General features: G+C 68.6%; 15 protein-coding genes and 1 riboswitch. Of the genes, 8 read left to right on the forward strand and 7 right to left on the reverse strand.

Annotation, left to right across the window (positions count from 1 at the left end; all coding sequences use genetic code 11):
• Positions 1 to 2: 2 nt before the first annotated feature.
• The gene (locus tag J2Y49_RS11255) at positions 3 to 2,474 is read right to left on the reverse strand and encodes an ankyrin repeat domain-containing protein (protein ID WP_310114920.1); all 2,472 of its coding nucleotides are present in this window, start codon (positions 2,472 to 2,474) and stop codon (positions 3 to 5) included.
• A 218-nt stretch (positions 2,475 to 2,692) separates the two neighbouring features.
• On the opposite strand from J2Y49_RS11255, the gene J2Y49_RS11260 reads away from it, so the two are divergent.
• The 4 genes from J2Y49_RS11260 to J2Y49_RS11275 all read left to right on the forward strand — a co-directional run bounded on the left by J2Y49_RS11260 (position 2,693) and on the right by J2Y49_RS11275 (position 6,155).
• Positions 2,693 to 3,595, forward strand: a complete 903-nt coding sequence (locus J2Y49_RS11260; protein WP_310114921.1) for an ROK family protein — start codon at positions 2,693 to 2,695, stop codon at positions 3,593 to 3,595.
• Positions 3,596 to 3,816: 221 nt separating this feature from the next.
• Complete coding sequence (locus J2Y49_RS11265; RefSeq protein ID WP_310114922.1) at positions 3,817 to 4,041, forward strand: hypothetical protein; 225 nt, start codon at positions 3,817 to 3,819, stop codon at positions 4,039 to 4,041.
• Between the two features lie 939 nt (positions 4,042 to 4,980).
• A complete protein-coding gene (gene otsB, locus J2Y49_RS11270) occupies positions 4,981 to 5,769 on the forward strand; it encodes a trehalose-phosphatase (protein WP_310114923.1) in 789 nt (262 codons plus the stop codon).
• Between the two features lie 149 nt (positions 5,770 to 5,918).
• The gene (locus tag J2Y49_RS11275) at positions 5,919 to 6,155 is read left to right on the forward strand and encodes a hypothetical protein (protein ID WP_310114924.1); all 237 of its coding nucleotides are present in this window, start codon (positions 5,919 to 5,921) and stop codon (positions 6,153 to 6,155) included.
• 15 nt (positions 6,156 to 6,170) lie between these two features.
• On the opposite strand, the gene J2Y49_RS11280 is transcribed toward J2Y49_RS11275, so the two are convergent.
• Together J2Y49_RS11280 and prfB are read right to left on the reverse strand one after the other, a co-directional pair.
• The gene (locus J2Y49_RS11280; RefSeq protein ID WP_310114925.1) at positions 6,171 to 6,497 is read right to left on the reverse strand and encodes a peptidoglycan-binding domain-containing protein; all 327 of its coding nucleotides are present in this window, start codon (positions 6,495 to 6,497) and stop codon (positions 6,171 to 6,173) included.
• A 142-nt stretch (positions 6,498 to 6,639) separates the two neighbouring features.
• Positions 6,640 to 7,771, reverse strand: a protein-coding gene (gene prfB / locus J2Y49_RS11285; protein ID WP_149225537.1) for a peptide chain release factor 2 whose coding sequence is annotated in 2 segments (ribosomal slippage) — positions 6,640 to 7,701 and positions 7,703 to 7,771 — 1,131 coding nt in all. Because the reading frame shifts where the segments join, the coding sequence is not laid out codon by codon here.
• A 347-nt stretch (positions 7,772 to 8,118) separates the two neighbouring features.
• Between prfB and J2Y49_RS11290 the strand changes: the two genes are divergently transcribed.
• Positions 8,119 to 9,555 carry an MBOAT family O-acyltransferase gene (locus tag J2Y49_RS11290; RefSeq protein ID WP_310114926.1) on the forward strand — a complete coding sequence of 479 codons (1,437 nt, stop codon included), beginning with the start codon at positions 8,119 to 8,121 and terminating at the stop codon, positions 9,553 to 9,555.
• A gap of 21 nt (positions 9,556 to 9,576) precedes the next feature.
• Complete coding sequence (locus J2Y49_RS11295) at positions 9,577 to 10,668, forward strand: hypothetical protein (protein WP_310114927.1); 1,092 nt, start codon at positions 9,577 to 9,579, stop codon at positions 10,666 to 10,668.
• A 43-nt stretch (positions 10,669 to 10,711) separates the two neighbouring features.
• On the opposite strand, the gene J2Y49_RS11300 is transcribed toward J2Y49_RS11295, so the two are convergent.
• A complete protein-coding gene (locus J2Y49_RS11300) occupies positions 10,712 to 13,246 on the reverse strand; it encodes a penicillin-binding protein 1A (RefSeq protein ID WP_310114928.1) in 2,535 nt (844 codons plus the stop codon).
• A 239-nt stretch (positions 13,247 to 13,485) separates the two neighbouring features.
• Positions 13,486 to 15,012, reverse strand: coding sequence for an N-acetylmuramoyl-L-alanine amidase (locus J2Y49_RS11305; RefSeq protein WP_310114929.1), 1,527 nt, complete (start codon positions 15,010 to 15,012; stop codon positions 13,486 to 13,488).
• 685 nt (positions 15,013 to 15,697) lie between these two features.
• Here J2Y49_RS11305 and J2Y49_RS11310 point away from each other — a divergent pair.
• Both J2Y49_RS11310 and greB read left to right on the forward strand, forming a co-directional pair.
• Entirely contained in the window at positions 15,698 to 18,754 is a 3,057-nt protein-coding gene (locus tag J2Y49_RS11310; protein ID WP_310114930.1) for a ribonuclease E/G, read from the forward strand.
• 100 nt (positions 18,755 to 18,854) lie between these two features.
• Positions 18,855 to 19,406, forward strand: coding sequence for a transcription elongation factor GreB (greB, locus tag J2Y49_RS11315; protein ID WP_310114931.1), 552 nt, complete (start codon positions 18,855 to 18,857; stop codon positions 19,404 to 19,406).
• Between the two features lie 30 nt (positions 19,407 to 19,436).
• On the opposite strand, the gene thiC is transcribed toward greB, so the two are convergent.
• A complete protein-coding gene (thiC, locus tag J2Y49_RS11320; RefSeq protein ID WP_310114932.1) occupies positions 19,437 to 21,164 on the reverse strand; it encodes a phosphomethylpyrimidine synthase ThiC in 1,728 nt (575 codons plus the stop codon).
• 118 nt (positions 21,165 to 21,282) lie between these two features.
• Positions 21,283 to 21,416, reverse strand: a riboswitch (TPP riboswitch).
• A gap of 79 nt (positions 21,417 to 21,495) precedes the next feature.
• Entirely contained in the window at positions 21,496 to 22,479 is a 984-nt protein-coding gene (locus J2Y49_RS11325; RefSeq protein WP_310114933.1) for a magnesium transporter CorA family protein, read from the reverse strand.
• Positions 22,480 to 22,481 lie beyond the last annotated feature (2 nt).

Raw genomic sequence — 22,481 nt, forward strand, 5'->3', positions numbered from 1 at the left:
GATCAGCGCGGCTTGAGGGCCTCCACCACCTGGACATGTCCCTGCAGCGCGCCCAGCGTCAGGGCGGAGTTGCCGTTGGCATCCATGCGGTACGGGTTGGCGCCGTGGTCGAGCAGCAGCTTGGCCACCGCCTCGTGCCCGTTGTTGGCGGCATACATCAGCGCCGACCAGCCATAGGCGGTGGTGCGGTCCACCATCACCCCGCGCTGGATCAGCGTGCGCGCCACCTCCTGGTGACCACGGGCGGCGGCGGCCATCAACGCCGTCTTGCCGTCGCTGTTGGTGGTGTCGAGGTCCGCCCCGCCGTCGGCCAGCGCCCGGACGACCGCGTCATGGCCGCCCCAGGCGGCATACATCACGGCGGTGGCCCCATCGGAGGTGCGCAGGTCGCTGCGGGCGCGCCGGTCCAGCAGAACGCGCACCGCGTCGGTCAGTCCCTGTTCGGCCGCGACCATCAGCAGGGTCTTGCCGCTGTCGAGCCGGCTGTCGGGGCTGGCGCCGCCCTGCAGCGTGCGCGACAGCTCCGCCGGATTGCGCAGCAGGGCCAGCACCGATTCGCGATCCTGCAGGCCCGGTGTGGCCTTCACCGGCACAGCCGTGCTTCCGCCCGCCGTTCCGGAACCGCCCATGGCCGGACCGGTATAGGCGCGCTGCTCGCTCGCCGCCCGGATCCGTTCCACAAGGTCCGGGCTGTTGGGCGAAAGCATCTGCGCCCGTTCGTAGAAGCGCTTGGTTTCCGACCAGTCGCCGTCCCGCTCGGCCAACATCGCCCAGCGGCGATAGGTGTCCTCCATGGTGGTCAGCAGTTCGGTCGCCTCCGGCGACGCCGGTGCGATCTGGCGGATGCGCTGAACCGTCTCATAGGCATTGTCGCCGGGCGGGGTGGTCAGGCGCTTGCCGGCGATCTGGCGGCGGGCCTGATCGACCATCATGCGCACGCGCTGCGCGATCTCCGCATCGGGGACAGCCGACTGCGGCACCGGTGGAATCGGCGTGGCGGAAGGCTCTTCCAGCGGCGGCAGCGAGGCGGCACCCGGTGCCGCTTCTGCATTGCCCGCGGCGGGCACTGCCGGGGCGGCAGCGACGGGTGCGGCGGCCGGCACCTGGGATTGGGCCGGCGGCAAGGCTGCCGTCTGCACCGGAGCGGTTTGAGCCGGAGCGGACGGCGACGGCTGGGCTGCGGCCTGCTTCGTCACCGTCAGGGTGCCGGCCGGCGGCGGTGCGGCCGGGAGCGCGGCATTGCCTTGCCCGGCCTGGACACCGGGCGCCACGGACGGCTGGGCGGACGGCTGGGCGGACGGCGGCGGCGCGGATGGTGCAACCGGCGGCAGGTCTGCGGCAGCATGCTGACCGCCGGCAGGCGGAACATCGTTGCCGATCAGCCCCTGCACCGTACGCTCCACCGCATCGCGCGCCCGGCTCCAGCCCTCCTCGATCATCGCCAGAGCGCGGTCGGGGGAGGCGCCGGGAACGGCGGTGGCGATGGCCGCACCGGCGGCACCCAGCAGCACCAGCGTGGTCAGTGCCGCACCGGCATAAAGCCCGGTCCGGCGCGGCGCCCGCATGGCCCCGACGGGCATGGCGTCCGCCGGTATGGCTCCGGCCTGCATTCCCCTTGCGGCCATCGGGTCGGGACCGCGGTCGCTCCAGTCATAGTCTCCCGAATTGCCGTCTCCCGCCCAACCGTCCCTCGGCCAATCGTTCGCCGGCGTGGCGGCGGGCTGGGCCGGGGCCGGCTGCGGGGCCTGATGCGGGCTGCGGCGATCCACCCAGCCCGGATCGGCCTCCTGCACCTGGGGCGGAACCGCCAGCATCGGCGCCGGACGCGGCGCGGTCTGCACAGCGGACATCGACGGCAACTCGTCGGGCAGACCGCCGCCCGGCGCCATCCGGTAGATCACGCCCATGTCGCGCAGCTCATCGGCCAGCCCGGCGCGCGCCAGCGTCCCTTCCAGCTCGGGCGTTCCACAGAGGAGAACCTGGAGGAATCGGCCGGCCGGCGTCTCGGCCCGCGTCAGGTCGACCAGATCGGCCAGCACCGGCGGGGCGAGCACGGTGGCGTTGTCGACCGCCAGCAAGCCGGATCCGGCCAATTCCAGCCGCTCTTCCAGCGCGGCGATCAGCGCGTCGAAATCGCCCTCGCCATCCCCGCCCGGCGCCAGATCGGGCAGCGCCCCGGCGCCGGCGGCGGCGACCAGATCCTCCACCTCGGCACCGACCGAGGCCGTGACCGGCAGCGCCATGGCGCCATCGGCCTCCACATGCTCCACCAGTTGCCGGAACAGGGCGGGACGGCCCGACCCGGCATCGCCGACCAGCACCAGAAGCCTCTTGCGGGCCAGGAAGGCCAATACCAGTCCATCACGGATTTCGGCAGCCGATGCCGCGGCACCGGCGGAATCGTGAACGGGATCGTGGTGGCCCGGAGCGGCGCGCCGGGCGCGCGAAGTGTGTTTCGGGGCAGAACGGTCCATGGACATCTCAAGACGCCGATCAGTGAAGGAAGCGCTTGTGTGACTCTAGTGATGCGCCCCCCAAGCCCCGACAGAGCAAAGGGCGGTAGCCCCCTCTCTTCCGGGGTGGGTGGACTGACCCTTCCGGCACGAACGCGCCGCTGGTCCGCCGGACGGGGGAGGGGTATAGGGTTGCCCCCGAAATCCTCGGCTGAATCCCCATCTGGACGGCGACAGGCATGCGAGTCGGAATCGATTTGGGCGGCACCAAGATCGCCGCAGTGGCGCTCGGCGCGGACGGCGCGGAACTGGCCCGCCACCGCCGCCCCACCCCCCGCGATTACGACGCCACGCTCGACGCCCTGGCGGAGACTGTGGCGGCACTCGACCCGTTCGGCACGGGCGGCGTCGGCATCAGCCTGCCCGGCATCGTCGATCCCGCCGCCGGCATGGTGCGCGCGGTGAACCTGCCCTGGCTCGCCGGCCGTCCCTTCGCCGAAGACGCCGCGCGGCGGATCGGCCGCCCGGTGCGGATCGCCAACGACGCCAACTGCTTCACCCTGTCGGAGGCGACGGACGGCGCCGCGGTCGGGTCGGCGGTGGTATTCGGGGTCATCCTGGGCACCGGCGTCGGCGGCGGCATCGTGGTGGATGGGCGCATCCTGCCGGGCGCCAACGGGCTGGCCGGCGAATGGGGCCATGCCCCCCTACCCTGGCGCGAGGAGGCCGACGGCCCGCCGGTGCCCTGCGGCTGCGGCAAGACCGGATGCCTGGAGACCGTGCTGTGCGGAGCCGGACTATCGCGCCTGCACCGGCATCTGACCGGGGACGATGGCACCGGCAATGCGGCGGACCCACAAGAGATCGCCGCCCGCGCCCTGGCGGGTGATCCGGCCGCAGCCGCGACGCTGACACGCCATGCCGATGCGCTGGCCCGCGCGCTGGCCCCGGTTCTGAACCTGCTGGATCCCGACATGGTGGTGGTCGGCGGCGGCCTGTCCGCCCTGCCCGGCCTGTGCGGATCGGTGACGCGGCGCTGGGGCAGCTGGGCATTGGCCGCTGCGCCGCGGACCCGGATGGCCGTCGCCCGCCATGGCGGGGAAAGCGGCATGCGCGGCGCTGCCCGCCTGTGGCCGGAATAGGACTCTCCATTTTTGCGGGGCCATTTTTGCGGGGCCATTTTTGCGAGATTGGCCGCAACCAACGGTCACGCAGTGGCACGGGACTTGCGCATTCCCCGTTCAGACCGAACGGGGATACGCCCATGATGCGGAAGAAATTGGGGACGCGGGCCACGGGGAACGGCGTCCATTTGCATTTTGCAAACCGGAACGCGACGCGGGCCGGGAAACCGGCGGCGCGTTTGCATTTTGCAAATGATCCCGGCGTTGGCCAGGGCACCAGCCGCCACCTGGAACATGCCTGCGCCAGCCTGCAGGACGCAGCGGTGGAGTTGGAGGCGGTGCTTGCCACGCTGCCCGGCGACGAGCAGGCCGATCTGCATGAGGCCATCGGCTCGATCATGGAGACGCTGCAACTGATCGCCTCGGCCCATTCCCGGCTGGAGCCGCCCATCGCCGCTGACTGAGGCGGCAGTCGGGTTCGAACCCATTTTTCCGAGCCACATGAAAAAAGGCGGCCCGCCGGGACCGCCCTTTTTTCGATTGCCGACTTTTCGCTCGCCGAGCTGTTCAGCCGGTCGCGTCGAAGCCGACTCAGTCGGAAATGGTCTGCCAGAAGAAAAAGACGACGGCGAGGACCATGATGGCGATGTCCATGGGAACGGCTCCTGTGGATTGCGGCGGATGGGCGTGTCGTCAAATTCTATACGACAGTTCGCGACGCGGGTGCAGTGCTTCCGTGCGCCTGCGGCGGTTTTTCACCCCCCGTACCGCAGCAAAGACGGCAACCTGCAGAAAAAAGCAGGGAAAATTCTCAGCCCCGGCAACGTCCCGCGGTGCCGCTTCGGCCCCTCTCCCAACCCGCCGCGCCCTTGGACGCCGGTGTCTCCATCATCGCATGCACGGGCGCCGCATTCTGCAATGCATTGCGTTCAAATGGTTTTCTGGAGCCCAGCGATGTCCCGCACGATAAAGCGGTGGGAGGCAGGAGTTCACCCTGCGCTTCAAAAAAGCCCATGACACCCACCATTCGCCGGTCGATTTCCCAAGCAAATCGCAGCGCTATGACTTTTGTCAGGGGTTGCCTTACCAGGGGGCTTTCTGGCAAGAAAAAGGCCGCTGAATACAGCGGCCTTGAGTTTAGGGAGGAAACGCCCAAGAAGGGCGAAGCAGCAATCGCTTGCTGCACTGCAACACTAACAGAACCCGGGGGCACCGCAACCCCCAAAGCCGGCCCCTGCGCGGGGCCGAAGCTTTTAGAGGGGCGTGTTGCAGATCGGCCACATTCAGCCGGTCCTTTTGCCGGAGCACAAGCCACTCATCGGTTCCGGCCGTTACCACAGCAGTGGCGCGCCGGCCCCTGGTCTGCCGCCGCATCCCTCAGGCAGCGGCGCGAGGTTTGTCCCTTGACCCACGTCCCACCCTCAGCATTCTCGGAATTCGACGCCTTCACCGCGGCCATCGGCGACCGCATCCCAGCCCTGTTCCTCGATTACGACGGCACGCTCGCCGCCATCGCGCCACGGCCGGAACTGGCGGTGATGCCGGAGGAGGCGCGCGCGGTGGTGCGGCGGCTGTCGGCCCTGTGCCCGGTCGCCTTCGTCAGCGGCCGCGACCTGGACGATCTGGCGGCGATGGTGGCCCTGGACGATCTGGTCTATGCGGGCAGCCACGGTTTCGACCTGCGCGGACCGGCCCTGCGCCGGCAGGTCGGGGTCGAGTATGTCCCCGACCTCGACGCCGCCGAACGGATTCTGCACGACCGCCTGGGCGGGATCTCCGGCGCACTGGTGGAGCGCAAGCGCTTCGCCATCGCCATCCACACCCGCCAGGTCGCTCCGCCCGAAAAGCCCGTGGTGGCGGGCACCGTCCGCGCCGTGGCGCAGGAGCAGGCGCGGCTGCGCGTGACCGGCGGCAAGGAGCTGTTCGAGCTTCGCCCCAACCTTCCCTGGGACAAGGGCCGCGCCGTCCTCGCCCTGCTGGAGACGCTCGGGCTGGAGGGGGACGGCACCGTGCCGATCTATCTCGGCGACGACGAGACCGACGAGGACGCCTTCCGCGCGCTGGCAGGGCGCGGGATCGGCATCCGGGTGATGGACGGCGCGGCCGAGACCGCGGCGACCTGGAGCCTGCGCGATCCGGTGGAGGCCGCGGCCTTTCTGGGGCGGCTGGCGGACTGGCTTGCGGAGGGGTGATATCTGAAATGGTATTGCGCCCACCTATCCTCCCCCGCTCAGCGGGGGAGGATAGGTGGGGGTCTAACTTTGCAATGCCTTTTGCCCATTCACCAACCCTAAACCCCCGCTGCCCTATCCTGCCCGCTCAACCAGCCGGACAGCCTGCCATGGATATCGGATCGGCCACCTCCGCCACGCCCTACCGGCCACAGGCCAGCGCGCTCGACGGCGTGCAGGACGCCCAGGCCCGCACCGAAGCGGCCTCGGCGCAGATCGCCGCAGGCAACCTTGACCCGGCGGTGGTCCTCGACCTGACCTCCGCCCAGGTGGATTTCGCCGCGAACGCAAAGGTCCTGCAAGCGACGCAGGAGAACAGCCGGCGGCTGCTCGACATGCTGGCCTGAAGTCATAAAGCCAGGTCAGCGAGGCTTGTTCGGACCGTAGATCTTCGGCTGGCTGAAGTTCAGGTGATCGAGAAGCCCCTGGGTGGCGCAGCCGTCCACCGGCAGCTTCGCGGCACGCTGGTAGGAGCGGATCGCCGTGCGGGTGCGCGATCCCATCTTGCCGTCAACCGGCCCGGCATTGAAGCCGTGCTCGTTCAGCGCCTCCTGCGCGCCGGAGATGAAGGCCAGACGCATCTCGTCCGGCAGATTGTCCGTTTCGCAGGCGGCAAAGGCCGGGGTCGCCAGCAGCAGGGTGCCGCACAGTATGGCGCTGCCGAGCGCCGGGAGAAGACGTCTGGTCATGGATCGGGTGCTCCTGATCGTTGGAGTGGCTGCCTGTTGAAACAGCCGAGCCTAGCCTTCCATTCCAGATCGGCAATTCCGAAAAGGCACCGAATCGAAAAGGGCGGCCGCAAGCGACCGCCCTTTCCTGCGTTCCATCCCGTCAGCCGCCTGCGGCGTGCGCGTCGTCGCTCTGCCCCTTGATCCGGGAGGCGAGCGCCGCCTCCAGGAAGGGATCGAGCGCACCGTCCAGCACCGCTTGGCTCTGCGAGGTCTCCACGTCCGTCCGCAGATCCTTCACCATCTGGTAGGGATGCAGGACATAGGAGCGGATCTGGTGGCCCCAGCCGATGTCGGTCTTGGTCGCTTCCAGCGCAGCCGCGGCATCCTCGCGGATCTTCAACTCCCGCTCGTACAGGCGGGCACGCAGCATGTCCCACGCCTTGGCGCGGTTCTTGTGCTGCGAGCGCTCCTGCTGGCAGCTCACCACGATGTTCGTCGGGATGTGCGTGATGCGCACCGCCGAGTCGGTCTTGTTGATGTGCTGGCCGCCGGCGCCCGACGCACGGTAGGTGTCGATGCGGCAGTCCTTCTCGTTGATCTCGATGTCGATCTTGTCGTCGATCACCGGAGACACCGAGACGGCGGCGAAGCTGGTCTGGCGCCGCGCCTGACTGTCGAACGGGCTGATGCGCACCAGACGGTGCACGCCGGCCTCGGTCTTCAGCCAACCATAGGCGTTGTGACCCTTGATCTGCACGGTGGCGGACTTGATCCCGGCCTCTTCGCCCGGCGTCTCGTCCAGCCATTCGGCCTTGTAGCCGTGCTGTTCCGCCCAGCGGGTGTACATGCGCATCAGCATCAGCGCCCAGTCCTGGGCCTCCGTGCCGCCGGCACCGGCATTCACCTCGACGAAGCAGTCGTTGGCATCGGCCTCGCCCGACAGCAGACTTTCGATCTGCAGTTTGTTGGCGCGGTCGCGCAGACCGTAGAGCTGTGCCTCCGCATCGGCGACGACGGTGGCGTCACCCTCCGCCTCGCCCATCTCGATCAGTTCCAGGCTGTCGGACAGGTCGCGCTCCAGCGACCGGTAGCCGGAAACCGAAGCCTCCAGCTGGGTACGCTCGCGCATGATGGTCTGGGCTCGCGAGGGATCGTCCCAAAGCTTGGGGTCCTCGGCGAGGTTGTTCAGTTCGTCGAGACGCCGCAGTGCATTGTCCCAGTCAAAGATGCCTCCTCAGCAGCGCCAGCGATTCTCTGATCTCGCCGGCGGCCGCTTCGATCTCGGCCCGCATGGCGGTGCCTCCTCGTCAGCCAGAGTTGAAGGGTTTGTCGGCTGCATATGTAGCGGCTCGTTCCCCGGCTTGCACCCCCTTAATGACCGCGAAGCAGGCGGGGATAGTCCCAACCGGGCTCCGCCATCGGCGAGGGCTTGCCACTTTCGTGTATGGCCCAGTCCCGGCTTGGCGGTCCTAACCGTTTGGAATCATCCGCCCGGCTCATTTCAGAGTACGTCCCATATCCGGGGGCACAACCCTACCGCGGCGGCGGGAAATCCCCGAAATCGTGGTTATCTTCGGCTCCGAACTTCGCCTTTCTTGCGCGGTTGCGCGGACGCGCGAGCATCTCTGCCGGGGGCACGATGAGCTTCACCAGCCTGAACTTCCTGCTGTTCATCACCGTGTTCAGCGCCGGTTTCATGGCGCTGGCGCGCACGCGCGCCTTCACGCCCTTCCTGCTGGTGGCCAGTTACATCTTCTACGGCTATTGGGATTACCGGTTCTGCGCGCTGCTGGCGCTCAGCACCTTCATCGACTTCTACTGCGGTTTGAAGATCGCCGATTCGCCCGACCGCCAGACCAAGAAGCTGTACCTGTTCATCAGCCTGGGCGCCAACCTGGGCATGCTGTTCTTTTTCAAATACTACAACTTCTTCGCGGACAGCGCGGAGATCGCGCTCGCGTCACTTGGCATCGACGTCGGACGGCGGACGCTCGACATCCTGCTTCCGGTCGGCATCTCCTTCTACACCTTCCAGAATCTCAGCTACGGCATCGATCTCTACACCGGCGAGGTGAAGCAGCCGGAACGGTCGCTGATGCGCTATGCCACCTTCGTCGCCTTCTTCCCGCAGCTGGTGGCCGGCCCGATCGTCCGCGCGCGCGACCTGCTGCCGCAAATCCAGCAGCGCCCGCGCGACATCCCGTTCGAGGAGCGCTTCGCCGGCCTGGAAAAGGTGATCTGGGGCTATTTCCTGAAGATCGGGCTGGCCGACAATGCGGCGGTGGTGGTCGATGCCCGCTTCCACCAGCCGGAGTTCTTCAACGCGCTCCAGCATGTGATCGGCCTGTTCTGCTTCTCGCTGCAGATCTACGGCGACTTCGCCGGCTATTCGCTGATCGCCATCGGTCTGGCGCAGATCTTCGGCTACACCATGTGCCAGAATTTCGCCCGGCCCTACTTCGCCACCGGGATGCGCGACTTCTGGCGGCGCTGGCACATCTCGTTGTCCACCTGGTTCCGCGACTACGTCTATGTGCCGATGGGCGGCAGCCGCACGCGCTGGCTGCGCATCCGCAACGTCGTCATCACCATGCTGATCTCCGGCCTGTGGCACGGCGCCAACTGGACCTTCGTCCTGTGGGGGGCGCTGCATGGCGGGCTGATGCTGGTGGAGGACGGCGCGCGCCGGCTGGCCGCCGCCAGCCCGGTGCGCCTCAGCGGTCCGATGCTGGCCGCCGGGCGGCTGGTGATGATCGGGCTCGTCTTCATCGTGGTGACCCTGACCTGGCTGCCCTTCCGTGCGGACAGTCTGCAGACGGTCTGGACCATCCTCGGCATCATCGCCCACGGCGATTTCGGGCTGCAGCAGGGCAACCTCCAGGCCAGTTCGCTGCTGCGCGTCGCCGTCGCCGGCCTGATCGTGCTGATGGTCGATGCGCTGATCGAACGCGGCGCGGGCCGCCGCTATGCCGGGACCAACGTGGTGGCGCGGTCGATGGCCTGCTCCGCCCTGATCCTGGTGATGCTGCTGTTCGGCAGCTTCGCCAACCACGCCTTCATCTACTTCCAGTTCTAAAGACCGGACGGAGACCCTCCCATGTACCGCCTTCTGGCTTGCATCGCGCTGATCCTCGCCACCGTCACGGCGATGGACCGGGTCCTGGCTTCGGCGTTGGGCGACCTGCTTCTACGCTCCAGCGACCGCTTCATGGCGATCTACCGTCCGGTCGAGCCGCAGGATTTGCCGGCGGCCAAGCCCGACAGGCAGCCGGACGGGCCGACGGACGAGACGCCGGGCGCCCTGATGGTCAAGGCGGCCCTCGCCTCCGCCCCCGGTCAGGCCGCCCGCCCCACCCGCGGGTCGGCCGACGTGCTGGTGCTGGGCAACTCGCGGGCGGACAACCATTTCCCGGTCTCCACCCTGCAGGACATGACCTGCGGCCGGGCGCTGAACCTGGGCATGGGCGGTGCGCCGACCGTGCTGTCGGCCCTGCTGTGGGAGGATTACGTTGAGCGGCACGGCGCACCGCGCCTGCTGATCCTGGAGCCGACCGGTCTGGTCGACAATCCGCACGACCTCGCCGACCTGCCGCTGCTGGCCTACTACTCGCCGCGCATCGACGCCTTCGTCCGGCAGGAAAACCGGGAACTGTGGATGGCCAACCACGCCTTCAACCTGATGACCTTCAACAACAACCAGACCATGCGGCTGATCGCCGGCCTGCTGAAGCCCGCCGCCGACCGCACGCTGGTCGGCGCCATCCCCGAACCGATGAAGGCCCAGCTCGCCGCCGCGCCGGAAGAGGTGATGACCGCCGCCGACGCCAACTGGCAGGCACTGGACCGCATCATCCGTAGCGCCCAGGCGCAGGGCACCCGGGTGGCGGTGGTCATCACCCCCTACTTCCCGACTTATGCCGGCAAGCTGAAGAATTTCGATGCTTTCTTCGCCGAGATGAAGAGCCGCCTGCCGTCCGGCGTGACCGTGATCGACGCCCGCCGCGCGGTGGACAAGGACGAGCTGTTCATGGACGCCCTGCACGTCAACGAGGACGGCGTGCGCGCGATGTTCGCGGCGCTGGAACCGGAATTGCGCCCGCTCGGCAGCTGTCCGGTGGACGCCATCGCCTCGCTGACGGCGGCGGGGACGGTGGTAGGGACGGTGGCGGGAGCGGCCTCCACCCATTGACGAAGGGGGGCGCCCGCAAGGACGCCCCCCCTTTCCTTTTCGCTCAGTAAAGCCCGCCGGTCCCCAGCGTCGCCGCGGCCGGCGGCGCCTGGACGCCCGGCTGGGCGCCGTCGAAGCCCGCGTTCGGATCCCCCATCATCGCGCCGGCCCCCTGGACCGAACCGTCCAGCACCAGCTGCGGCTGGTCCGGATTGGGTTCGGTGCCGGGGAGGAAAGCTTCCCAGATGGCGCGGCTGTCGCCGGGCTGAGCCAGCTGGCCGTTGGCCGGGTTCACGCGGACGAGGCGCAGGCCGGGCGGGACGCGGAAGGGTGTCGCCGGCTTGTCCTTCAACGCCACCTGCATGACCTCCTTGAACACCGGGACCGCAGCGGAGCCGCCGGTCTCGCGGCTGCCCAGCGAGCGCGGCTGGTCGAAGCCGATATAGGTGCCGACCACCAGATCGGGCGAGAAGCCGACGAACCAAGCATCGTGGCTGTCGTTGGTGGTGCCGGTCTTGCCGGCCAGCGGCTTGCCCAGCGACTTCAGCGACGCGGCCGTGCCGCGCTGGACCACGCCTTCCAAGATCGAGACGATCTGGTAGGTGGTGCGCGGGTCGTTCACCTGCTCGCGGGTGTCTGGCACCGCGGGGACGGCCATGCCTTCCTTCCAGGCAACGTTGGTGCAGCCTTCGCAGGCACGGTTGTCGTGGCGGAACACGGTCTTGCCGTTGCGGTCCTGGACGCGGTCGATGAAGGTCGGCACCACCCGCTTGCCGCCATTGTCCAGCATGGCGTAGGCGGTGGCGAGCCGCAGGACCGTGGTTTCGCCGGCGCCCAGCGACATCGGCAGGTAGGGCTGCAGGTTGTCGACGATGCCGAACTTCTCGACCAGGGCCTTGACCTTGTCCATGCCGATCTGCTGGGCGAGGCGGACGGTCATGACGTTGCGCGACTTCTCGATGCCGACGCGCAAGGGAGTCGGGCCGTAGAATTCGTGGCTGTAGTTCTCCGGCCGCCAGACCGGCTGCCCACCGCCCGGATCGAAGGCGAAGGGCGCGTCCATCACCAGCGACGACGGGGTGAAGCCCTGGTTCAGCGCCGTCAGATAGACGAAGGGCTTGAAGGAGGAACCGGGCTGGCGCAGCGCCTGGGTTGCGCGGTTGAACACGCTCATGGCGGGAGAGAAGCCGCCGACCATCGCCAGCACGCGCCCGGTGTGGGGATCGAGCGCAACGAGGCCGCCCTGCACCTGCGGGATCTGGCGCAGGGCGAAGCTGCCCGGCGGCAGTTCCTTCGCCGCCGCCTGGGCCCCCTTCTTGGCCGGCTTCTCGTCCTCGTCCTTGGGCGCCGGGCCGCTGATCGCCTCGACCAGCAGGATGTCGCCCAGCTTGGCGACGTCCGACGGCTTGCGGATCGCCGGCCCCACGGCCTCGCCCTCCTTCGCCGCGCGGGCCCAGCGCAGTTCCGACAGCGGGATGCGGCCGCGGCTGCCGTCGGCCAGACCGATGTCCAGCCCGTCCGCCTGATCGTCCTTCAGCACGACGGCAAGTTTCCAGCCCTCGGAGCCCGCGGGCGGCGGCATGGCGGTCAGCTTCTTCGGCCAGTTGTCGAAACTCTCCATCTTCGCCACCGGCCCGCGCCAGCCATGGCGGCGGTCATAGGCGACCAGCCCGTCGCGCAGCGACTTGGTCGCCGCCGCCTGCAGCTGCGGGTTCATCGAGGCGCGCACCGACAGGCCGCCCTCATACAGCGCCTGCTCGCCATAGAGCTTCACCAGCTCGCGCCGGATCTCCTCGGCGAAATACTCGGCGGTCACCACCTCCTGCTCGTCGCGCTTGCGGGTCAGCAGCGGCCGGGACTGGGCAGCCTTCGCCTCGTCCGGCGTGACGTAGCCGTCCTCCGACATGCGGCCGATCACCCAGTTGCGGCGGGCGACGGCAGCATCGTGCTGGCGGTCGGGATTGTAGTTGGAGGGCGCCTTCGGCAAGGCCGCCAGGAAGGCGACCTCCTCGATGCTCAGCTCGTCCAGCGCCTTGTTGAAATAGTTCAGCGCCGCCGCCGCCACGCCGTAGGAGCGGTTCCCCAGGAAGATCTCGTTGAGGTACAGCTCCATGATGCGGTCCTTGGTGAAGGCCCGCTCGATGCGGACCGCCAGGATCGCCTCCTTGATCTTGCGGGCGAAGGACACCTCGTTGGTCAGCAGCATGTTCTTGGCGACCTGCTGCGTGATCGTGCTGGCGCCGACCGGGCGGCGGTCGCGGCCGAAATTCTCGATGTTGGTCAGGATCGCGCGCAGGATGCCGAGCGGGTCGACGCCCTGGTGGGCGTAGAAATTCTTGTCCTCGGCCGCCATGAAGGCGTTGATGACCTGGCGCGGCATGGCGTCGATCGGCACGAAGATGCGGCGTTCCGACGCGAATTCCGCCATCAGCCGCCCGTCGCCCGCATAGATGCGCGTGGTCACCGGCGGCTCGTAGTTGGCCAGCTTGGTGTAGTCGGGCAGGTCCTGGTCGTAGTGGTCCAACAGGAAGACCAGCCCCCCGGCACCGGCAAGAGCCAGCATCACGAAGGCCATCAGCAAGGACAGAAGAAGGCGCATGACCGATCCTGCAAGATACGACGAACGGCGCGACTGGCACCGTCCCGTTTCCGGGATGCGGAGCGCAAGGCGCGTCTGACTGGGCGGCGCATCCTACACCGCCGCGATGCGAAGTGCCGCCCCCGTTCCCGTCATGTCAGGAAAATGTGACGCGCAGAGGGCACCCGCGAAAAAGCGCCCGCGCGGAGGGGGTAAGCCGCCCGGCCAAGCCCCAGCCCCGCAAGCTCGGCCCCGCAAGCTCAGCTCCGCTGGGCGCCGTGCAGCCAGCGGAAATAGGCGTCGATGGTGCGGGCCAGCCCGCGGCCCAGCCGTTCGCGGTGCGCGGCGGAGGCCAGCAGTCCGGCATCCTTGCGGTTCGACAGATAGCCCATCTCGACCAGCACCGACGGCACGTCGGGCGCCGTCAGCACGGCGAAGCCGGCCTGCCGGTGCGGCTTGCTGGGAATCAGCGGCACCTCGCGTCCCAGACTCTGCAGGGCCAGCGTCGCGAAACGCTTGGAATGGTTCTTCGTATCGCGTTGGGCCAGATCGATCAGGATGTTGGCGACCAGCGGGTTCTCGCCCGTCAGGTCGAGCCCGACCAGCGCATCGGCCCGGTTTTCCTTGGCGGCCAGCATCTCCGCCTCGCGGTCCGACGCCTTGTCCGACAGGGTGTAGATCGACAGGCCCCGCATGTCGCCGCTGCTGATGCTGTCGGCATGCAGCGAGATGAACAGGTCGGCCCCGGCCTCGCGCCCGATGGCGACGCGGTCGCGCAGGCGGATGAACACGTCGGCGTCGCGGGTCAGCCTGACACGGTACCGGCCGGTCGCCTCCAGTTGGCGCTTCACCTCCCTGGCGGCGGCGAGCGTGATGTCCTTCTCATAGATGCCGCCGACGCCGACGGCGCCAGGATCCTGGCCGCCATGGCCGGGGTCGAGCACGATCAGCGGCTTTTCCGCCACGGTGGACGGCTTGCCGTCCGGCAGCGGCGGGGCGGACGGCAACGCGGCCGGAATCAGCTGCGCCGGCGGGATCGGCGGCAGCGGCACGAAGGGCGGCGCGGTGGAAACGATTCCGCTGGCGGGCGGATCGTCCTGAGGGGATGGCGCCGGAGCAGGAACAGGCATCGGAACGGCCATCGCCGACGCCACCACCGCACCCATCGTCAGCTGACCCTTGCCCGACGCCATGCCCGCGCCCGTCTTGGCACCAGATGCCGCCGCGAGTTGCCGGAACTCCGCCACCGTCGTCTTTTCCAGGTCGAGGACGAGGCGCGGCTGACGGCCGTCGCGCGGCGGGATCATGTAGCCCTCCCGCAGCTTGGCCGGACCGACGGTCTCGAAGGTCAGGCGCGTGCCGCGCGGTCCGCCTGCCGAATGATGGTAGCGCGCGACCACCCCCTTGCCCTCCACCGGCAGCGATCCGCCCGGCCAGACCAGATCGGGCAAGTCGACGATGATGCGGTAGGGGTCGGTGGCCAGCGACACGCTGAAGGACACCGGGTCGCTCACCTCCAGCACGAAACGGGTCTTGTCGGGATGGATGCCCAGCCGGGCATCGACCACCGCGGTGCGCGGCGGCGGGGACGGCAGCGCCGCCGTGGTCTGCGCCACGGCGGGAAGACCGGTGAGAAGCAGCAGGGCCAGCAGGACCGGCAGCACCACGCCCAGCGCACGCGCAAGCCCCCGCGTCACGGCGCCGCGCCCGCCCCCGCACTTGGGATGGGCGGCAGCCGGCAGGCGGTCGGGCATGGCGGCGGGCGGCAGGCTGGGCGGCCGTTGCATCGTGTCTCCCCGGTGGCGGACGGCGGGCGGACGATCAGCTATAGCCCAGCCAATTCAACGCCCTCAACGCGGAACGTCACAGCCGCTCCCAATTCCGGACCGGGGTGCCGTTCCTGCAACAGTGCCCCGCGGCCCGGCCGCCGCGGCCACCCCGACAGCAGCCCGACTCGCAGTTCCGGGAGAAAGTCACGCTTACGCTTCCCCAGGGCGAAGTTGTTCGCCGAATCGGCGCATTTCCGCGTTGTGCAAGAGGGATCGCTTGTCTATGGTATCTTTGCGACAGACCGCAATTCGCCAGATTCGGGTCGGACTCCCAAGGTGAGCGCCGATTCGCTGATCCCCGGTACTCGATTCCATCGATCCGGAGGTCAGCCGATCGCCGGTCACGGGGCCGTCCAAGGGGCTGCGGCGTCGCCTCCGACACCGCCTGTCCGGCCATTTGCGCCGGAGGGACGTCGCGGGGTGGCGCGTTCGGATTGGCGGTGAGAGGACGAAACCTCGAAGCTGGCTGTGGCCGCAAGGCGGCAGCCCGGCGCGTGTCGACCGGGCCGTCCTGGCTGCTCTCGTCAGCGCCGTTCGGCGGTTCCGGTCCGTCGTGCCGTATGCTTCGCCCACAACAGACGCTGCGTCCAGGCGGCCCGACCGGTCGCGCGGGTTCCCTGGGTCGCGCCGTTGAGGACCGTATATGGCCAAGCGCATGCTGGTGGACGCCACGCACCCGGAGGAAACCCGGGTCGCCGTGGTCAATGGTAACCGGCTGGAAGAACTCGACTTCGAGATTGCCAGCCGCAAGCAGCTGAAGGGCAACATCTACCTCGCGAAAGTGACGCGGGTCGAGCCTTCGCTCCAGGCTGCCTTCGTGGAATATGGCGGCAACCGCCACGGCTTCCTCGCCTTCTCCGAAATCCACCCCGACTATTACCGCATCCCCGTCGCCGACCGCGAAGCCCTGCTGGCCGAAGAGCGCCGGCTGGAGGAGCAGGCGGAAGCCCGCGCCGAGGCCGCCGCCGACGGTGCCGTGATGGGCGAGCCGATCCGCCCCGAACAGGTGGTCGAGGAATGGTCGCCGATGCCCTCCCCCATCGCGCCGGAGGCGTCCGACGAGGATGCCGGCGACGACGGTGAGGACGGCGAGGACGAAGGCAATGGCGGCGAGGAGCAGGCCGCTCCGTCCGAGGCCGCCGCCCAGGACGCCGCCCAGTCCGCCGACGCCCCCGACATGGTCGGCGGCGACGAGGATGAAGAGGTCGAGACCCAGCGCCGCCGCTCGCGCCCGCTGCGCTCCTACAAGATCCAGGAAGTGGTGAAGCGCCGGCAGGTCATGCTGGTGCAGGTGACGAAGGAGGAGCGCGGCAACAAGGGCGCCGCCCTGACCACCTACCTGTCGCTGCCCGGCCGCTACTGCGTCCTGATGCCCAACACCGGCCGCGGCGGCGGGATTTCCCGCAAGATCACCAACCCGGCCGATCGCAAGCGCCTGAAGGAAATCCTGTCCGACCTGGACATTCCCGACGGCATGGCGGTCATCCTGCGCACCGCCGGTCTGGAGCGTTCCAAGCCCGAGATCAAGCGCGACCTGGAATATCTGCTGCGCCTGTGGGACGACATCCGCGAACAGACGCTGAAGTCGTCGGCGCCCTGCCTCATCTATGAAGAGGCGAACCTGATCAAGCGGTCGATCCGCGATCTGTACTCCAACGACATCGACGAGATCTGGGTCGAGGGCGAGGCCGGCTTCCGCACGGCGCGCGAGTTCATGGACATGCTGATGCCGGGCCATTCCCAGCGCGTCCAGCTGTACCGCGACAGCCAGATCCCGTTGTTCCACCGCTATCAGGTGGAAACCCAGATCGACGCCATCCACAGCCCGGTGGTGCAGCTGCGCTCCGGCGGCTACATCGTCATCAACCCGACCGAGGCGCTGGTCTCCATCGACGTCAACTCCGGCAAGTCGACCCGCGAGCGCAACATCGAGGAAACCGCCTACAAGACCAACCTGGAGGCCGCCGACGAGGTGGCGCGCCAGCTGCGTCTGCGCGATCTGGCCGGCCTGATCGTCATCGACTTCATCGACATGGAGGAGCCGCGGAACAACGCCGCCGTCGAGCGCCGCATGAAGGAGGCGATGAAGAACGACCGGGCACGCATCCAGCTCGGCCGCATCTCCGCCTTCGGCCTCCTGGAGCTGTCGCGCCAGCGTCTGCGCCCGTCGTTGCTGGAGACCAACTTCGAGCGCTGCCCGCACTGCTCGGGCACCGGCGTCGTCCGTTCGGTCGAATCCGCCTCACTGCACGTCCTGCGTGCCATCGAGGAAGAGGGCATCCGCAAGCGGTCGGCGGAGATCACCATCTACGTCCCGACCTCCATCGCGCTCTACATCCTCAACCAGAAGCGCGGTGAGCTGGCCAAGATCGAGGAGCGTCACAGCTTCCACGTCATGGTCCAGGCCGACGACGGCCTGATCGCCCCGGACCACCGTCTGGAGCGCAACAAGGCCCGCCTGCCCGACGAAGACGGTCCGCTGGTCAGCGCCGACCGCGTCATGGCCGAGACCGATCGTGCGCTCGCCGCCGAGCCGGTCGTCGAGCCGGTCGAGGAGGAGGCCGACGTCGAGACCGCCCAGGCCGAGGAGACCGGCGAGCGCGCCGAGACCAACGGAGCCAATGGCGACGGCAATGGCGAGGATCGCCGCCGCCGCCGCCGCCGCCGCCGTGGCCGTGGCCGTGACCGCGAGGAAGGCCGCGTCGAAGGCGACACCACCGGTGCGGGCGAAGATGCCGAGGAGTCCGACGAGACGGGCGACGAGGCCGCCGAGACCGGCCTGCCGGTTGCCGCCGAGGCCATCCCCGGCGCTGCCATCTCCGAGCCGACCGAAGACGACGACTCGGATGAGGACGAGGGCGAGGGCGACGGAGAGGGCGAGGGCGAGGGCGACGAGGAGGCCGGCGCCGACGCCGGCGATCGCAACGCCGATGGCCGCAAGAAGCGTCGCCGCGGCAAGCGCGGTGGTCGCCGCCGGTCCCGCCGCGAAGGTGCGGAAGGGCTGGAGGGCGGCGAGGAGACCGCTGCCGACCAGTCGGCTGCCGCTCCGGCCGAAGCCGCTCCTGTCCAGGCTCCGGCCGAGTCGTCCGACCTCGACTGGATCCTGGCCGGCGAGAGCGCTCCCGCACAGGTCGCGGAAGAGGCTCCGGTTCCGGTGCCTGCGACCGAGCCGCCGGTGACCGCTCCGGCCCCGGCCGAAGCCGCCGCCGGGAAGGCTCCGGCCAAGAAGGCGTCCCGCAAGCGCAAGGCCGCTGCCGAAGCTCCGGCCGAAGCCGCTCCGGCGGTTGCCGAAGCACCGGCCAAGAAGGCGTCCCGCAAGCGCAAGGCCGCTGCCGAAGCACCGGCCGAAGCCGCTCCGGTGGTCGTCGAAGCACCGGCCAAGAAGGCGTCGCGCAAGCGCAAGGCCGCTGCCGAGGCTCCGGTGGAGGCCGCTCCCGCTGCCGCGCCTGCGGTCGCCGAAGCGCCGGCCAAGGGCCGCAAGCGCAAGGCCGCCGCTGCGGAAGCACCGGCTGAGGTCGCGACCGACACGGCTCCGGCCAAGAAGGCGTCGCGCAAGCGCAAGGCCGCGGCCGAAGCTCCGGCCGAAGCCGCTCCCGCCGCCGCTCCGGCAGCCGTTTCGGAACCTGCTGCGGCTCCTGCTGCGGCCGGCGACAACGGCGATGCCTCCGGCAAGCCGCGCCGCGGCTGGTGGAAGCGGTAAGCCGAACGGCCCGTTGAAACCTCTGGAACGGGAAAAGGCGCCGCAAGGCGCCTTTTCCTTTTCCCGGACGTTATCTTCCTGCCACAGGACAGGTCGGACCATGAGCAAAGCCTTCACCCGCGAGAACGACACGCCGGACGACGACGAACTCGACGACCCGGCACCGCTGCCGCAGGGCTTCAAGAACTACATGACGCCGCCCGGCTTCCAGCGCATGCAGGAGGAACTGCGCCACCTGCTGCGGGTGGAGCGGCCGAAAGTGGTGGAGGTGGTTTCCTGGGCCGCCGGCAACGGCGACCGGTCGGAGAACGGCGATTATCTCTATGGCAAGAAACGCCTGCGCGAGCTCGACCGTCGCATCCGTTTCCTGAACAAGCGGTTGGAATCGGCGGTGGTGGTCAATCCGCAAGACCAGAAGAACCGCGAACAGGTCTTCTTCGGCGCCACCGTCACCTATGCCCGCGAGGACGGATCCGAGAACACCATCACCATAGTCGGCGCCGACGAGGTCGATCCCGACCGCGGCCATGTCAGCTGGATCTCCCCCATCGCCCGCGCGCTGCTGAAGGCGCGGGAAGGCGATCTGGTGGACGTGCGCACACCGGCGGGGATGGAGCAGGTGGAGGTGCTGGAGATCAGGTACGCGGGGTGACGGAGGGGGCGACCCGCCCCCTCCACTCCCTCACTCCGCCGCGGGCTGATAAATCTCCCCGCCCGACTCGCGGAACTTCTGCGACATCTCGGCCATGCCGGACTCCGCAGCATCGCGGATTTCCTGCGTGATCTTCATCGAACAGAATTTCGGCCCGCACATCGAACAGAAATGCGCGGTCTTGGCCCCTTCGGCCGGCAGGGTCTCGTCATGGTAGGCCATCGCCGTCTCGGGATCGAGCGACAGGGCGAACTGGTCGCGCCAACGGAACGAGAAGCGAGCGCGCGACATGGCGTCGTCGCGCAGCCGGGCCGCCGGATGACCCTTGGCGAGATCGGCGGCATGGGCGGCGATCTTGTAGGCGATGACGCCGGCCTTCACGTCGTCCCGGTCGGGCAGACCCAGATGCTCCTTCGGCGTGACGTAGCAGAGCATCGCCGTCCCGAACCAGCCGATCATCGCCGCACCGATGGCGCTGGTGATGTGGTCGTATCCCGGCGCGATGTCGGTCACCAACGGCCCCAGCGTGTAGAAGGGCGCCTCGCCGCACAGGGCCAACTGCTTCTCCACATTGTGCTTGATCTTGTGCATCGGCACATGGCCCGGCCCTTCGATCATCACCTGCACGTCGCGCGCCCAGGCGATCTTCGTCAGCTCACCCAATGTCTCCAACTCGGCGAACTGGGCGGCGTCGTTGGCGTCGGCCTGGCTACCCGGCCGCAACCCGTCGCCCATCGACAGCGCCACGTCATAGGCGCGGCAGATCTCGACGATGTCGGCGAAATGGTCGTAGAGGAAGCTCTCGCGGTGATGCGCCAGACACCATTTGGCGATGATCGAGCCGCCGCGCGAAACGATGCCGGTCACCCGCTTGGCGGTCAGCGGAATATGGGCCAGCCGCAGGCCGGCATGGATGGTGAAGTAATCGACGCCCTGCTCCGCCTGTTCGATCAACGTGTCGCGGAACAATTCCCAGGTCAGGTCCTCGGCCCTGCCCTTCACCTTTTCCAGCGCCTGATAGATCGGCACCGTTCCGATGGGCACCGGGGAGTTGCGCAGGATCCATTCGCGGGTCTGGTGGATGTCGGCACCGGTGGAGAGATCCATCACGGTGTCGGCCCCCCAGCGGATCGACCAGACCATCTTCTCCACCTCCTCCTCGATCGAGGAGGTCACGGCGGAGTTGCCGATGTTGGCGTTGATCTTGGTCAGGAAGTTCCGGCCGATGATCATCGGCTCCGATTCGGGGTGGTTGACGTTGGAGGGGATGATCGCCCGCCCGCGCGCCACTTCGTCACGGACGAATTCCGGGGTGATGAAGTCGGGAATCCCGGCCCCGAAATCCTCGCCGTCGCGAACTGAGTCCAGCGCCCCGGCGCGGCCGATATTCTCGCGGACGGCGATGTATTCCATCTCGGCGGTGACGATGCCGGCGCGGGCATAGGCCATTTGCGTGACGGCACCGCCGCCCTTGGCGCGCAGCACGCCGTTGTCCGTGGTCTCCACATCGCCGCGGGCCAGGATCCAGTCGCGGCGGTGCTTGGCCAGACCGGCCCGCACATCGATCGCCACGGCCTCGTCGGTGTAGGGGCCGGAGGAATCATAGACGGTCAGCGGCGGTTCGCCGCCCGACAGCGCGATCTCGCGCATGGCGACGCGCAGGTCGGGAAAGCGCGTGCCCGGCAGATGGATTTTCCGCGACGACGGCAGCGGGCCGGTCGAAATGCGGATGGCGGCTTCGTTGAAGTCCTTAGGCATTGGGTTTCTCCGTCGGAGTTGGGCGGACAAACCCGGGACTGCGGACGGAGGTTCGGTGTCTTCGTGCGGGCCGTTCCCTGATATGGCGGGCGTCGCTACGGCCGGACGGGCCTTTGCGGCCCGTCACGAGGTCCCTCCCTTCGCCGGTATGACCCGGATCAGGTTCGAAGGGTCACCACGCTGCCGAAGACGCTTGGCGCCGTCCGGCCGTTGGTATCTCAGCCCCCTGTCGGGACCCCCCTGGAATGCGCCCATCCTGCCGGGACGGACGGACCCTGTCAAAAGGAAAGAACCGCGGACGATCCGCAAGTCGTACTGTCTGGATGCCGCGTCACATCCAGCGTTTCAGACGGACATAGATCATCGGCAGCAGCGCCGACAGCAGCATCAGCCCCAGGGCGCTGGGATAGCCGAAAAGCGAGTCGGTCCCCGGCATCTCTTCGAAGTTCATGCCGCCGATGCTGGCGACCAGGGTCGGCGGAAACAGCAGGACGGTCAGGACCGAGACGATTTTGACGATCTCGTTCTGCTCCACGTTGATTTGTCCCAGCGCCGTGTCCAGCGCCAGAGCGACCTTTCCCGACAGGAAACGGGCATACTGGTCGAGCCCGCGCAGATCCTGCAGCGTCGTCTTGGCCCAGCGCCGCGTCGCCTTGCCAGGGTTCCAGCCGTCGCCGCGCGCCAGGAAATCGGTCATGCGCGACAGGCTGGCCAGGCTGATGCGCGCCTTGCCGATCAGATGCCCGGCATGGCCGATGCGCTTCAGCGTCTGGGCATCGTCCAGCGTTTCGCCGCGCGAGCGCAGCTTGCGTCCGCGGAAGAAGCGGCGGTTGAGCACGTCCAACTCTACCCCGGTCCGCCGCAGCACGGCGGAGGTGCGGTCGACCATCCCGTCCACCAGCGCCGCCAGAACCAGTTCGCCTCGGGAGGCGGACACCTGCCCATGGGTGGCGCGGCGGCGGAAGGCCAGCAGGGCCTGCGGATCGATGTCGTGGATGGTGACCAGCCGGCGCCCGGCCAGCACGAAGCTGACGGTGGCGATGCGCGGCTCGTCGGTGTCGGCCCAGACCAGGGCGGTGACGGTCATGGTCAGGGCGCCACCGGCGACGCGCAGGCGGCTCGACTCCTCGATCTCCGCCATCTGCTCGCGGGTGGGCAGGCTGGTGCCGATCAGCGACTCCGCCCGCGCCAAGTCCTCGGCGGTCGGGTTGATCAGATCCAGCCAGACGGTGGCCTCGGGCAGCGGCCCCACCTCGTCCGCGGCCTCCCTGGCCCAGCGCAGCAGACCACCGTCATTGACGAAGACATGCAGCAAGG

It is taken from the genome of Azospirillum sp. BE72 (assembly GCF_031455875.1).
GTDB lineage: Bacteria > Pseudomonadota > Alphaproteobacteria > Azospirillales > Azospirillaceae > Azospirillum.